We start from the raw sequence: 13,280 nt of genomic DNA, 5'->3' as shown, positions 1-13,280 counted from the left end.
ACAGGTTGCCCCGCTGCTGACTCAACAAATAAAGCCGGCTTGCAGGTAATGCAGTGCAGCGCGGCCCGCCAGCCTCAACCAAACAACCGCTCCAGGCAGCCAATACGTTTCTTGTACACGCGGCGCGCCTCCAGTGCCTGGTCCATGGTCACAGCCAGAAACCGTGCCTGTTGGTTGGGTTGCATCTGCCCCACCAGGTCCAGGTCAGCACTGATCACCGTGCCGATCATGGCATAGCCCCCGCCAGACACCGCGTCGCGGTGCAGAATGATCGGCTCCAGCCCTGCCGGCACCTGGATCGAACCGATGGGGTAACAGCTGTCGACGATATTGGACGGGTCAGACCCTGCCCCGAAGGGCTGCTCCCGCGGCTCGAAGCTCAAAGCGCCGCCCCCTTTGTAGCGGTAGCCAATACGGTCAGCCTCAGAGCCTACCGTCCAGGCGTCCGTGAAAAAACGACGGGCCGCTGCCTCGGTCAAGCGGTGATAGTACAGCCCCGGCACCACCCGCAGCACCACCTCGCCCCCCAACGCCTGGCGCAGGGCCATGGGCAGGCTGGCATTGACGCGGCCCTTGCCGCTGGGTACGCCCACCGCAAGGCCGTCCCCGGCCATCAGCTTGCGTCCCTGAAAACCGCCCAGGCCACCCAACGCGTAAGTGGAGCGGCTGCCCAGCACTTCGGGTACATCGATGCCCCCAGCCACTGCCAGGTACGCCCGGGCGCCCGCCGTAGGGAAGCCAAACCGCAGCACCTGCCCGGCACGCACGGCGAACGAGGTATCGGGGCGCTGCTCACGGCCGTCGACCAGCACGGCCATCTGCGCACCACACACTGCCACCAAAGCATCCTGTACAAACTCAAGTTCAGGCCCCACCAACGCGCATTCGATGCAGGCGGCGCCAGCCGGGTTGCCCACCAGGTGATTGGCAGCCCGCAAGGCGTACTGGTCCAGCGCACCCGACGGCGGAATGCCCAGGTGATAGAACCCCTCGCGCCCCAGATCTTGCACAGAGCTGGCCAGGCCGGGTTTGAGAACCTTGATCATGCCAGTGCCTCCTGCAGCGACTTGGGGTACCCCGCAGGGTCTGCCAGGAAGGCATCCAGGGAAAACGCCACCGGGCGGATGCGCAGATCGAAAGTCCCTTGCTCCACCTCCGCCACCGCCTGGTCGTACGCGGCACGGTCCATGGGTTTGAACTGCACGATGTCACCGGGGCGGAAAAACACCATGTGTTCCTTCAAATAGCCAAGCGCTTGCTGAGGGTCATAGATGGGCGCGGGCGTGACGCCGAACATCTGATAACCCCCTGCCCCACGCACCGAATAGATGCAACCGAAGCAGCCACCGTGGCCCAGGGTAAGCCTGGGGGTGTCGGTGCGCGGGCGCAGGTACTTCGGCACCTGTAATTGCCGCTCGCGCTCCACCATCTGGAACATGAACGGCAGGCCCGCCACAAAACCGACCATGGACACGAACCAGGGCGCACCGCTGTGGGCCTCTATAAACGCATCCACCCCCTGCAGGCCATTGATCCGGGCAGCGTATTCGAGGTCAGTGCTGTCTGGGTCTTGATGGCGGTCGCGAAAGCGCATCAGGGTTTCGTGGGTCCAGGGGTCGTTGTACAGCACGGGAATTTCGATGATGCGGGTGTGCAGGGAGCGTTCGGCAACCGCCTCGGCCTCGGCACCCTGTACGGCGTGCAGCAAGGCCTGCGGTGCAATGCGGTCCGGGTCGAAGCGAATCTGGAACGAGGCGTTGGCCAGGCAGATGTCCAGCACACCGTCAAGGGCAAGGCGCTCCACCGCACGGGTGATGGCCATGCCCTTGAAAAAGGCCTCAAGCGACATGCTGTCGCTCACTTCGGCGAACAGGTGCTCGTCAGCGCCGAAGCTGTAACGGACGGGGGTTGAAGCGAGCGATTCGGCCATGGCTGTTCCTTTTTTGGAGTCTTTGTAGAAAGGCAGGCAAAAGCAACTGTGGCAGGCTCCGGCTTGTGCGCGCCGGCTGGCCGTGTTTTCTAGCGTGGCGCACGCACTTCGATGCCTGCGACCCTCAACGCTTCACGGGTAGCTTCAACCAGGTCCAACGCCCCAGGCGTGTCGCTGTGCAGGCAGATGGAATCGAATGCGATTGCCAGGTCCTGTCCTTCAACAGTTCGCACAATACCCTGCTGGCAGGCCCGCACCACGCGCTCGGCCACGGCTGCAGGTTGCAATGCGCGAACATGGCGTGTGAACACGATCGAGCCGCTCGCATCGTACTCGCGGTCGGCATAAAACTCGCGAATCACAGGCTGGCCGAGCTGTTGAGCGATACGGCAGATTGCCGAGCCCGGCATGCAGTACAGCAGCAGGGCTGGCTCGACCGCCTGCAGGTTCTGCACCAGTAACCGCGCGGCTTCTTCGTCCCGTGCCAGGTGCATGTACAGCGCCCCATGGGGCTTGACGTGCTGCAGGCTTACGCCCTGGGCGCGGGCGATCTCACGCAGTGCCCCTAATTGGTAAAGGATGTCGTCCACCAGTTCCTGAGCCGTGGCGTTGATATGGCGGCGCCCAAAGCCAACCAGGTCGCGAAACCCCGGGTGCGCCCCAACCGCCACCCCAAGCGCCTTGGCCCGGGCAACAGTGCGGCGCATGGTGCCTGGATCTCCGGCATGGAAGCCGGTCGCGATATTGGCCGAGCTGATATGCGTCATCAGTTCGTTGTCCACGCCGTCGCCGATAGTCCAGGGCCCGAACCCTTCACCCATGTCGGAATTGAAGTCCACCACCTGCATAAGCCTGCCTCCCGGCACTTGTGACTGCATGCCTGCCACGGTAGATTCCTACCACCCCCTTGGGAAGATCTATAAACAGAGGGGGTATCTTCGGAAAATCAGATACCCGTGGAGCTGTAGGCTTGTCCCTTACCTTGCGTCAGGTTCGCTATTTTGTGGCCACCGCCGAAATCGGCCAGATCTCTCAGGCTGCCATCCACCTGAATATCTCGCAGTCCGCCATCACCACTGCCATCAAGGAACTGGAGGCGCTACTGGGTGCCCTGCTCTTTCAGCGCTCTGCCCAGGGCATGAGCCTGACCGAGGCCGGGCGGCACTTTCTCAACCGTGCCTACGTGATTCTGCGCAGCGTCGACGATGCATTGAACAGCCCGCTGCCGGACGGGCGCGCCTGCGGCTTGCTACGCCTGGCGGCCAGCTACACCGTCATCGGCTACTTTTTGCCCCATCACTTGCAGCGCCTTGAGCACTGGCACCCCGACGTCACCCTTGAACTCTACGAACAGGAGCGCAGCGCCATCGAGCACGGCCTGCTCGATGGCCGCTTCGACATGGCCGTCGTACTCACGGCCAACCTCACCCACCCGGACATCGTTTCTGAAACCCTGTTCAACTCCGAGCGCAGGCTGTGGTTGCCCGGGCAACACCCCTTGTGCGAGCGCTCGGCGGTCAGCCTGGAAGACGTGGCAGGCGAGCCCTTCATTCTGCTGACGGTCGATGAAGCCGAGCACAGCGCCATGCGTTACTGGAAGCAAGCCGGCCAGCGGCCCAACGTACGGGTGCGAACCAGCTCGGTAGAGGCCGTGCGCAGCATGGTTGCCAATGGCAGCGGCGTGGCGATTTTGTCGGACCTGGTGCACCGCCCCTGGTCACTGGAAGGCAAGCGCATCGAGACGTTGACCATCAGCAACCCGGTGCCACCCATGAGCGTGGGCCTGGCCTGGCACCGCGAGCGCGCCTTCAGCCCGGCCATGCAGGCTGTGCGTAATTACTTCCGCGACGCCTTCCTGGCGCCACAGCAGTTGGCAACGCGGCGCTGAGGGCAAACGCGCATACAGGCCGAACGTTCCGCGTGCGTCGTCGTCATAACCTGAGCCGGTGCCGACACGCAAAGAGGACGCGACATGACCCAACCCGACCCGTCATACGTCAAATGGCTTGAAGAGCGTTCCATGCTCAAGGCTTCCCAGGAACGTGCCAGCCTGTATTCCGGGCAGTCGCGGCTTTGGCAGCAACCCTATGCCGAAGCGCAGCCCCGCCGCGCTACCGAGATCGCCTCGGTGTGGCTGACCGTGTACCCGGACGCGATCATCGCGCCTGAAGGTTGTTCGGTACTGGGCGCACTGGCCCACGAGGCGCTGTGGAAGCGCCTGTCTGAAATCGGCATCCAGGGTGTGCATACCGGCCCCATCAAGCGCTCGGGGGGCATTACCGGCCACGAAGTCACGCCGAGCATCGACGGCAACTTCGACCGCATCAGCTTTGATATCGACCCGCTCTATGGCAGCGAGCAGGAAGTGGTGCAGATGAGCCGCATGGCCGCCGCCCACAATGCGGTGACCATCGACGATCTGATCCCCTCGCACACCGGCAAGGGCGCGGACTTCCGCCTGGCCGAGCTGGGCCTGGCGCCCTACCCCGGCCTCTACCATATGGTCGAGGTGCGCGAGGAAGATTGGGACCTGCTGCCGGAAGTACCCGCGGGGCGCGACTCGGTCAACCTGCTGCCAGCGCAATGCGACGAGCTCAAGGCTCGTCACTACATCGTCGGGCAACTGCAGCGGGTGATCTTCTTCGAACCCGGCGTCAAGGAGACCGACTGGAGTGCTACCCCACCCATTACCGGTGTCGACGGCAAGACCCGCCGCTGGGTCTACCTGCATTACTTCAAGGACGGCCAGCCCTCGTTGAACTGGCTGGACCCAACCTTCACCGCCCAGCAGATGATCATCGGCGATGCCTTGCACGCACTGGACTGCCTGGGCGCACGGGGTTTGCGCCTGGATGCCAATGGTTTTCTCGGCGTTGAAACCCGCGCCACCGGCACCGCCTGGTCAGAAAGCCACCCCCTGTCGATCGTCGGCAACCAGCTGATCGGCGGCATGATCCGCAAGGCGGGCGGCTTCAGCTTCCAGGAACTCAACCTGACCCTCGACGACATCGCGCAGATGTCCAGCGGCGGGGCCGACCTGTCCTACGACTTCATCACCCGGCCCGCCTACCAGCACGCCCTGCTGACCGGCGACACCGAGTTCCTGCGCCTGATGCTCAAGGAAATGCACAGCTTCGGCATCGACCCGGCCTCGCTGATACACGCCCTGCAGAACCACGACGAATTGACGGTGGAGCTGGTGCATTTCTGGACACTGCATGCTCACGACATGTACCTGTACAAAGGCCAGACGTTGCCTGGCAGCATCCTGCGCGAACATATACGCGAAGAGATCTACGAGCGGCTGTCTGGCGAACATGCGCCCTACAACCTGCGCTTTGTCACCAACGGAATTTCCTGCACCACCGCCAGCCTGATCACGGCAGCTCTGGGCATTCGCGACCTCGACGACCTGAGTGCCGATCAGCTGGAGTGGGTGCAAAAGGTGCACTTGCTGCTGGTGATGTACAACGCCATGCAGCCAGGCGTGGTAGCGATTTCCGGCTGGGACCTGGTGGGTGCCCTGCCACTGCCGGCAGAAGCTGTTGCTGAACGCATGACCGATGGGGACACGCGCTGGATTCACAGGGGCGCCTACGACCTGGCGGGGCTTGACCCAGAGGCCCAGGCATCGGTGCGGGGCATGCCGCGTGCCCGTGCCCTGTATGGCAGCCTGGATGAGCAACTTGCACGCGACGACTCCTTTGCCAGCAAGGTCAAGAAACTGTTGGCGGTGCGCCAGGCCTATGGCATCGCCACCAGCCGCCAAGTGCTGGTACCCGACGTCACCACGCCCGGGCTGTTGGTCATGGTGCACGAGCTGCCCGCCGGCCGGGGTATCCAGATAAGCGCCTTGAACTTCAGCCAGCAGGTAATCGCCGAAGAACTTCAGCTGGCCGGTTTCACACCGGGGCCCGTGGTGGACATGATCAATGAGACCGTCGAGGGCGACCTCACCGAAGACGGCCGCCTGATGGTGAACCTGGACCCGTACGAGGCGCTCTGCCTGCGTATCGTCAACAGCACCGGGCACGTCTGAACCCCGGGCAACTTGCTTTTGCGACGCTACAGGCATAGCGTGCGGGGGTTCCCATCCGTGCCCAGGAGCCCCCATGTACACCGGCATCGTCCAGGCCGTGCGCCCTTTGCTTGATGTGACCCGTCACCCAGGCCACAACCAGTTCACCATCGACCTCACCCCTGCGCTGCTGGACGACCTCAAGGTCGGCGCCAGCGTGAGCGTCGAGGGCACCTGCCTTTCCGTCACCGAAATCGACGGCACCCTGGTCCGTTTCGATGCCATGACCGCCACCCTCGAACGCACCAACCTGCGCACCTTCGTTTCAGGGCAACAGGTCAATATCGAGCGTTCGGCGAAAATGAACGCGGAGGTCGGCGGCCACTTGATGGCGGGCCATATCGCCACCACTGCCGAAGTGGTCGAGCTCTGTATTGCCGAGAGCGGTGCCTTCGTGCGCTTCCGCATGCCGGCCGAGTGGGGGAAATACGTGTTCGCCCGGGGCTTCATCGGCGTGAATGGTTGCAGCCTGACGGTGGCCGATATCGACGACAACGTAGTCACGATCAATCTGATCCCGGAGACGCTGCGGCAAACCACATTCGCCCGCTACATGCCCGGCGACCTGCTGAACATCGAGGTGGATCACCACACCATGGTGCTGGTGGATGTGGTTGAACGCACCATCAAAAGCACCCTCGCCCGCGAAAACCTGCTGCCCTGAGGCCTGCCCATGCTGCCTTACGCTCCAACCGCACGCACCGCCAGGCGCCTGCGCTTGCAAGTCTTGCGTGGCCGCGTAGGCCTTGGCCTGGTGGCTGGCCTTTCGGTGCTGGCGGGCATGACCGATGCGATCGGCCTGCTGGCGTTGGGCGACTTCGTGTCGTTCATGAGCGGTAACACGACCCGCCTTGCCGTCGCCATCAGCGAGGCAGACGCGGGCATGGTGCTGCGCCTAAGTGGCGCGGTGCTGGGGTTCGTGGCCGGGAACGCCGTTGGCGTGATGCTGGCGCGCGGATGCCGGCGCCGTGCCTGGCCGGTATTGGTGGTGGTCGCCGGGTTACTAGCGTTCGCCGCAGCCTGGCCGTGGCCGGCTACATTCCCTGCTCTGCTCGCGGCCACCGTGGCCATGGGCATGATCAACGCGGTCGTGGAACAGGTGAACGGGCTGCCCATCGGCCTGACGTATGTGACCGGGGCGCTGTCACGCTTTGGCCGTGGATTGGGGCGCTGGCTGCTTGGGGAGCGTCGGAACGGCTGGCGGGTGCAACTGGTGCCGTGGGCGGGGATGTTGCTGGGCGCGGCATTGGGGGCATGGCTGCAGAAACACCTGGGCCTGCAGGCCCTGGCAGGCAGTTGTGCCTTGACCTGCCTGCTGGCCCTGGTGTCGCTGTTCATACCGCGTTCATGGCAGCGGGGCTATATGCCCCACTGATCAATCGATGCGCGGGTGTTGCTGCACCAGCAGCTTGCGCTTGGCTTCCAGCTCGGCGATCTGGGTGTCGATGTCCTCGATCTTCTGCTCGATATTGTCGTGGTGCTCCTGCAGCAGCTCACGGGCTTCACCAATATCCGATGCCGCGGGTGCGGCGCCACGCAGAGGCTTGTTGGCGGTTTCCTTCATGGTGATGCCGGTTACCAGGCCGATCACCGCGATGACCATCAGGTAATAAGCCGGCATGTACAGGTTACCGGTGGTTTCCACCAGCCAGGCCGCGAGGGTGGGCGTCACGCCCGCAATCAGCACCGAAATGTTGAAGGCGCTGGCCAGGGCGCTGTAACGGATGTGCGTGGGGAACATCGCCGGCAATGTCGACGCCATTACGCCGATGAAGAAGTTCAGCAATACCGCGATCAGCAGCAGGCCTGCGAAGATCAGGCCAAGCACGCCACTGGTAATCAGCATGAAGGCCGGGATGGCCAACACGAACAGGCCGATGCTACCCACGATGATGAAGGGACGGCGGCCGACTTTGTCGCTGAGCAGCCCGATGATCGGCTGCACGAACAGCATACCCACCATGATCGCGATAATGATCAGCACACCGTGGTCTTCGCTGTAATGCAGGTTGTGGGACAGGTAGCTGGGCATGTAGGTAAGCAGCATGTAGTAGGTCACGTTGGTCGCGATCACTACCCCGATGCAGGTGATCAGGCTACGCCAGTGCTTGGTGGCCACCTCCTTGAACGACACCTTCGGCCCCGAGGCCAGGCCTTCACGGTCACCTTGCTCCAGTTTTTCCACGTGTTGCTGGAACGCCGGGGTCTCTTCCAGCGCATGGCGCAGATAGAGGCCGATAATGCCCAGCGGCAGTGCCAGGAAGAACGGCAGGCGCCAGCCCCACTCAAGGAACTTCTCTTCTCCCAGTACTGCGGAGATCATCACGACCACACCGGCACCCAGTACAAAGCCGGCGATGGAACCGAAGTCCAGCCAGCTGCCGAGGAAGCCGCGCTTGCGGTCGGGTGCGTACTCGGCAACGAAGATCGACGCGCCGGTGTACTCACCGCCTACCGAGAAGCCTTGGGCCATCTTGGCCAGCAGCAACAGTATCGGCGCCCATATGCCAATACTGGCGTATGACGGTATGAGGCCGATGGCAAAGGTGCTGAGCGACATGATGACGATGGTGGCTGCCAGCACTTTCTGCCTGCCAAGCCGGTCCCCCAGGGCGCCGAAGAACAGCCCGCCCAGCGGGCGGATCAGGAACGGGACCGAGAAGGTGGCCAGTGCTGCGATCATTTGCACGCTGGGGTCGGCGTTGGGGAAAAACACCTTGCCCAGTGCATAGGCGACAAAGCCATAGACCCCGAAATCGAACCACTCCATCGCGTTGCCGAGTGCTGCGGCCGTGATGGCCTTGCGCATCTTGGCGTCGTCGACGATGGTGATGTCCTTGAGGCCGATTGGCTGGACTTTTTTCTTGCGAGACTTCATTTGTGTATCCCTGACGGTGACTGCTCTATGCCATCAGATACAAAGGGACACTAAATAATTCAGCGCTTAGTGATTTTTTGTGCAGGGGGCGGCGCTCGGTCTCCCACGCGCCGCCCCCGTCAAGAAGAACACCTCCCAGCCAAACCGCATGGACGACGCTTGGATCAAATACCTTGCAACGCCAAATCCATCGCAAAATACGTAAGGATCACATCCGCACCCGCGCGTTTGATGGCGCCGATGCTCTCGCGCACCACCCGGCCTTCATCGATCGCCCCAGCCAGGCCACCGAACTTGATCATGGCGTACTCCCCGCTCACCTGGTAGGCGGCCAACGGCAAGCGTGACGCCGCACGGATGTCGGCGATAACGTCAAGGTAGGCACCGGCTGGCTTGACCATCAGCACATCCGCCCCTTCCTGCTCGTCCAGCAGCGATTCGCGCACCGCCTCACGGCGGTTCATCGGGTTCATCTGGTAGCTCTTGCGGTCGCCCTTCAGCGCCGTGCCGCCTGCCTCGCGAAACGGCCCGTACAGCGAAGAGGCGAACTTGGTGGAGTAGGCCATGATCCCGGTGTCATGGAACCCGGCCCCGTCCAGGGCGCTGCGGATCGCCTGGACCTGCCCGTCCATTGCAGCGGAAGGTGCAATGAAGTCGGCGCCCGCCGCGGCAGCGATGACGGCCTGCCTGCCCAGGTTTGCAATGGTGGCATCGTTGTCCACGCCATGGTCGTGCAGCACACCACAGTGGCCATGGCTGGTGTATTCGCAGAAGCAGGTGTCGGACATCACCACCATTTCCGGCACGGTGTCCTTGCAGATGCGCGACATACGGGCCACCAGGCCGTTCTCGTTCCAGGTGTCGCTGCCAACCTCGTCCAGGTGGTGGGACACGCCAAAGGTCATCACCGAGCGGATGCCGGCGCGGGCATAACGCTCGATTTCCTGGGCCAGCCGTTTTTCAGGGATACGGTTAACCCCTGGCATCGTGCTGATCGGCACGAAGTCATCGATACCTTCTTCAACGAAGATCGGCAGAATCAGGTCTTCGAGACGAAACTCGGTTTCCTGGAATACAGTGCGCAGCGACTCGCTCTGACGCAGACGACGGGGGCGAACGGACGGAAAACGGTTGGACATGACAGCTCCAGGGAATTTGAACGGCGTATACCTTATGCCTGCGGCGGCGCAGTGAAAAGGCCAAATGACGAGTTATTGCCCTACGTCAAAGGCAATGATCGCAGGGCGCAGTTTCAACGCATCCAGGGTGGGGTTAGCTCTTCGGCCTTGGGCGCGCCCTGCTCGGCCTCGGCACGCGCCTCGCGGCGGCGTGCGTCGTCCAGCCGCGCGGCGTCGATCTCGCGCATCACACCTGCAACGTCTGCCGCGTGTTCCTCATCTTCAAATACCCCGGTCAGCAGGCTGTCCGGGCGCAGTTCGCCGGCTTCGAACAAGGCCCACATTTCCTGCGCATAGCGGGTGGCCTTGAGTTCCGGGGCGAAACGGCCGAAGTAATGGGCCATGTTGGTCACGTCCCGCTCCAGCATGCTGAACGCGTGGTTGTTGGCCGCCGCATCTACCGCCTGGGGCAGGTCAATGATCACCGGGCCGTCGGGGCCCAGCAGCACATTGAATTCCGACAGGTCACCGTGCACCAAGCCTGCACACAGCATCAGCACGATCTGACGGATAACGAACCCATGGTAGTCGCGCGCCTGGTCTGCCTCGAGGTGCACATCGTTCAGGCGCGGAGCCGCATCGCCATCGGCATCGGTCACCAGCTCCATCAACAGGACGCCGTCCTGGAAGTCGTAAGGCTTGGGCACCCTTACCCCGGCGCCCGCCAGGCGGAACAACGCGGCCACTTCAGCGTTCTGCCAGGCATCTTCCGCCTCCTTGCGCCCGTACTTGCTGCCCTTGGCCATCGCCCGGGCCTGGCGGCTGTTACGCACCTTGCGGCCTTCCTGGTACTCGGCGGCCTGGCGGAAGCTGCGCTTGTTGGCTTCTTTATAAACCTTGGCACAGCGCACCTGGTTGCCACAGCGCACCACGTACACGGCCGCTTCCTTGCCACTCATCAACGGCCTGAGTACCTCGTCGACCAGGCCATCTTCGATCAGGGGTTCGATTCTTTTAGGGGTCTTCATCAGGCTGTGTTCGGGTCCTGGCTGTATTGCCGTACATCCTCTCACAGCCAGATTCCAGATGCTTGCCTGTGTTCACGAGAGGCAGCGTGCACCTGAGCGTGCCAATGGCGCTAGATGAATTATTCTTAAATCGCCGGCCAGCTATTATTTGGCACAATCATGTCTCTATCTGGATGCCCGGGAACCCGCATGCCTCGCGTACTCACCATCGAAGACGACGCCGTCACCGGCCAGGAAATCGTCGCAGAACTCAACAGCCACGGCCTGGAGGTGGATTGGGCCGACAATGGCCGTGAAGGGCTGGCCAAGGCCATTGCCGGCGGCTATGACCTGATCACCCTGGATCGCATGTTGCCAGAAGTGGACGGCCTGACCATCGTCACCACCTTGCGCAACCTCAAGATCACCACGCCCATTCTGATGATCAGCGCCCTGTCCGATGTGGACGAACGGGTGCGCGGGCTGCGCGCAGGTGGGGACGACTACCTGACCAAGCCGTTCGCCTCCGACGAAATGGCAGCACGGGTCGAGGTGCTGCTGCGCCGCAACAGCGTGCCCCTGACCGAGACCCGCCTGCAGGTTGCCGACCTGCAGCTTGACCTGATCAGCCATGAAGCCCGCCGTGGCGAGCAGGCGCTCAACCTGCTGCCGACCGAGTACAAGCTGCTGGAATACCTCATGCGCCATAGCGGCCAGGTGATTACCCGCATGATGATCTTCGAAGAGGTATGGGGCTATCACTTCGACCCCGGCACCAACCTGATCGACGTGCACATCGGCCGCTTGCGCAAGAAAATCGACATGCCAGGCCAATCGCCACTGATCCGGACCGTACGGGGCTCCGGCTATGCCATTGCTGAACCCGTCTAAAGGCTGGAGCTCGTCCACCAGCCGCCTGCTGGCGCTGTACAGCTTCCTGTTCGTAGCCTGGAGCAGCATCCTCATGGGGGTGCTGTATTTCGAGGTATCCAGCTACCTGAACAAGCTCACCCGCCACTCGATGCTGCAGCGCCAGCACCTGTTCGCCCACATGAGCGGCAAGCAGCTCGACGACGCCTTGGTCGCCAGCCAGGCCTTCGAAGAGCGCAGTTTCGATGCCTACGGCCTGTTCGACACCCAGCTCAACCCACTGGGCGGCACCCTTCGCAACCTGCCGCCGGAGCTTGGGCTTGACGGCAGAATCCACGAACTCAAGCGCTGCCTGGATGCCGATGACCCACGCATGCCCCGCGACAGCTGCGATGCCGTGGCCATCAAGGTGCAGGATGGCCGCTGGCTGGTACTGGTTCGCGACAACGGCTCGCTGTTCGTCGTCACCCGCATCATCCTTCACGCGTTGCTGTGGGGCATCTCGTTAACGCTGATACCAGGTTTTGCTGGCTGGTACCTGCTCAGGCGCCGGCCACTCAAGCGCATCCGCGCCATTCAGGCACAGGCCGAACTGATCGTGGCCGGCGACCTTACCCATCGCCTGCCCCTGTCAGCCAGGCGCGACGAGCTGGATATGCTGGCCGCCATCGTCAATGCCATGCTCGACCGCATCGAACGGCTGATGCATGAGGTGAAGGGCGTGTGCGACAACATCGCCCATGACCTGCGCACCCCCCTCACCCGCCTGCGCGCCCAGCTGTACCGCATCCGCCAGCAGAGCAGCCACGACCCGGCGCAAGCCGAGGCCCTGGACCAGGCCATTGGCGAAACCGATACCCTGATGGCGCGCTTTCGGGGGCTGCTGCGCATCAGTGAGCTGGAGGACCGCCAACGCCGTGCCGGCTTCGTCGAACTCGCGCCCCACGACCTGCTGGTGGAGTTGCACGACTTCTACCTGCCGCTTGCCGAAGACGGCGGCATTCGCCTGGAGCTGCAGCAGCCGGCGCGATTGCCGGCGCTGCACGGGGACCGCGAGCTGTTGTTCGAGGCGCTGGCCAACCTGGTGGGCAATGCCATCAAGTTCACCCCCGAAGGCGGCCACGTACGCCTCTACGCCAGGCACGACGACGAGGGTGTTCACCTGGGGGTTGAGGACAGCGGGCCGGGCATCCCGGAGGAAGAGCGTGCGGCCGTGCTGAAGCGCTTCTACCGCAGCGATGAAGGCCATCGCCACGCAGGCTTCGGGCTGGGGTTGTCGATCGTTGCGGCAATCGTCGACTTGCATGGCTTTGGGCTGGAAATCGGCGAAAGCGAGTTGGGCGGTGCCAAGCTGGTGCTGCACTGCCCGCTACCCGGGGTAACCCAGTAAACGGAGGGC

Annotated in this window: 12 protein-coding genes; 6 read left to right on the top strand and 6 right to left on the bottom strand. The window is 63.1% G+C overall.

Annotation, left to right across the window (positions count from 1 at the left end; translation table 11 throughout):
• Window positions 1–74: 74 nt before the first annotated feature.
• The 3 genes from APH25_RS21750 to APH25_RS21740 all read right to left on the bottom strand — a co-directional run bounded on the left by APH25_RS21750 (window position 75) and on the right by APH25_RS21740 (window position 2,778).
• Window positions 75–1,046 carry a biotin-dependent carboxyltransferase family protein gene (locus APH25_RS21750; RefSeq protein ID WP_060483338.1) on the bottom strand — a complete coding sequence of 324 codons (972 nt, stop codon included), beginning with the start codon at window positions 1,044–1,046 and terminating at the stop codon, window positions 75–77.
• Entirely contained in the window at window positions 1,043–1,930 is an 888-nt protein-coding gene (locus APH25_RS21745; RefSeq protein WP_060483337.1) for an allophanate hydrolase subunit 1, read from the bottom strand. The genes APH25_RS21750 and APH25_RS21745 overlap by 4 nt, the downstream gene beginning before the upstream one ends.
• Window positions 1,931–2,019: 89 nt before the next feature.
• Window positions 2,020–2,778 carry a 5-oxoprolinase subunit PxpA gene (locus APH25_RS21740; RefSeq protein WP_060483336.1) on the bottom strand — a complete coding sequence of 253 codons (759 nt, stop codon included), beginning with the start codon at window positions 2,776–2,778 and terminating at the stop codon, window positions 2,020–2,022.
• A 122-nt stretch (window positions 2,779–2,900) separates the two neighbouring features.
• Between APH25_RS21740 and APH25_RS21735 the strand changes: the two genes are divergently transcribed.
• The 4 genes from APH25_RS21735 to APH25_RS21720 all read left to right on the top strand — a co-directional run bounded on the left by APH25_RS21735 (window position 2,901) and on the right by APH25_RS21720 (window position 7,383).
• A complete protein-coding gene (locus APH25_RS21735) occupies window positions 2,901–3,818 on the top strand; it encodes a LysR family transcriptional regulator (RefSeq protein ID WP_060483335.1) in 918 nt (305 codons plus the stop codon).
• Between the two features lie 84 nt (window positions 3,819–3,902).
• Window positions 3,903–5,969, top strand: coding sequence for a maltose alpha-D-glucosyltransferase (treS, locus tag APH25_RS21730; protein WP_060483334.1), 2,067 nt, complete (start codon window positions 3,903–3,905; stop codon window positions 5,967–5,969).
• A gap of 73 nt (window positions 5,970–6,042) precedes the next feature.
• Window positions 6,043–6,672 (top strand): riboflavin synthase, encoded by a 630-nt coding sequence (locus APH25_RS21725; protein WP_060483333.1) that lies wholly within the window; start codon window positions 6,043–6,045, stop codon window positions 6,670–6,672.
• Window positions 6,673–6,681: 9 nt separating this feature from the next.
• Entirely contained in the window at window positions 6,682–7,383 is a 702-nt protein-coding gene (locus APH25_RS21720) for a YoaK family protein (RefSeq protein WP_028634186.1), read from the top strand.
• On the opposite strand, the gene proP is transcribed toward APH25_RS21720, so the two are convergent.
• From proP to APH25_RS21705, 3 genes are all read right to left on the bottom strand, one after another.
• Window positions 7,384–8,886 carry a glycine betaine/L-proline transporter ProP gene (proP, locus tag APH25_RS21715; protein ID WP_060483332.1) on the bottom strand — a complete coding sequence of 501 codons (1,503 nt, stop codon included), beginning with the start codon at window positions 8,884–8,886 and terminating at the stop codon, window positions 7,384–7,386.
• A 164-nt stretch (window positions 8,887–9,050) separates the two neighbouring features.
• Window positions 9,051–10,025, bottom strand: a complete 975-nt coding sequence (gene hemB / locus APH25_RS21710) for a porphobilinogen synthase (protein ID WP_060483331.1) — start codon at window positions 10,023–10,025, stop codon at window positions 9,051–9,053.
• Window positions 10,026–10,138: 113 nt separating this feature from the next.
• Window positions 10,139–11,032, bottom strand: a complete 894-nt coding sequence (locus APH25_RS21705; protein ID WP_060483330.1) for a PA4780 family RIO1-like protein kinase — start codon at window positions 11,030–11,032, stop codon at window positions 10,139–10,141.
• A 189-nt stretch (window positions 11,033–11,221) separates the two neighbouring features.
• Between APH25_RS21705 and APH25_RS21700 the strand changes: the two genes are divergently transcribed.
• Complete coding sequence (locus APH25_RS21700) at window positions 11,222–11,902, top strand: response regulator transcription factor (protein WP_028634557.1); 681 nt, start codon at window positions 11,222–11,224, stop codon at window positions 11,900–11,902.
• Window positions 11,880–13,271 (top strand): HAMP domain-containing sensor histidine kinase, encoded by a 1,392-nt coding sequence (locus tag APH25_RS21695; RefSeq protein WP_060483329.1) that lies wholly within the window; start codon window positions 11,880–11,882, stop codon window positions 13,269–13,271. The genes APH25_RS21700 and APH25_RS21695 overlap by 23 nt, the downstream gene beginning before the upstream one ends.
• Window positions 13,272–13,280: the final 9 nt, after the last annotated feature.

The organism is Pseudomonas sp. NBRC 111119 (assembly GCF_001320125.1).
Lineage (GTDB): Bacteria > Pseudomonadota > Gammaproteobacteria > Pseudomonadales > Pseudomonadaceae > Aquipseudomonas > Aquipseudomonas parafulva.
This window is presented reverse-complemented; position numbering and strand designations above follow the sequence as displayed.

Coding starts and splice junctions, on each gene's coding strand:
- APH25_RS21750 (WP_060483338.1), bottom strand. CDS start 1,046: ATGATCAAGGTTCTCAAACCCGGCCTGGCCAGCTCTGTGCAAGATCTG.
- APH25_RS21745 (WP_060483337.1), bottom strand. CDS start 1,930: ATGGCCGAATCGCTCGCTTCAACCCCCGTCCGTTACAGCTTCGGCGCT.
- APH25_RS21740 (WP_060483336.1), bottom strand. CDS start 2,778: ATGCAGGTGGTGGACTTCAATTCCGACATGGGTGAAGGGTTCGGGCCC.
- treS (WP_060483334.1), top strand. CDS start 3,903: ATGACCCAACCCGACCCGTCATACGTCAAATGGCTTGAAGAGCGTTCC.
- APH25_RS21725 (WP_060483333.1), top strand. CDS start 6,043: ATGTACACCGGCATCGTCCAGGCCGTGCGCCCTTTGCTTGATGTGACC.
- APH25_RS21720 (WP_028634186.1), top strand. CDS start 6,682: ATGCTGCCTTACGCTCCAACCGCACGCACCGCCAGGCGCCTGCGCTTG.
- proP (WP_060483332.1), bottom strand. CDS start 8,886: ATGAAGTCTCGCAAGAAAAAAGTCCAGCCAATCGGCCTCAAGGACATC.
- hemB (WP_060483331.1), bottom strand. CDS start 10,025: ATGTCCAACCGTTTTCCGTCCGTTCGCCCCCGTCGTCTGCGTCAGAGC.
- APH25_RS21705 (WP_060483330.1), bottom strand. CDS start 11,032: ATGAAGACCCCTAAAAGAATCGAACCCCTGATCGAAGATGGCCTGGTC.
- APH25_RS21700 (WP_028634557.1), top strand. CDS start 11,222: ATGCCTCGCGTACTCACCATCGAAGACGACGCCGTCACCGGCCAGGAA.
- APH25_RS21695 (WP_060483329.1), top strand. CDS start 11,880: ATGCCATTGCTGAACCCGTCTAAAGGCTGGAGCTCGTCCACCAGCCGC.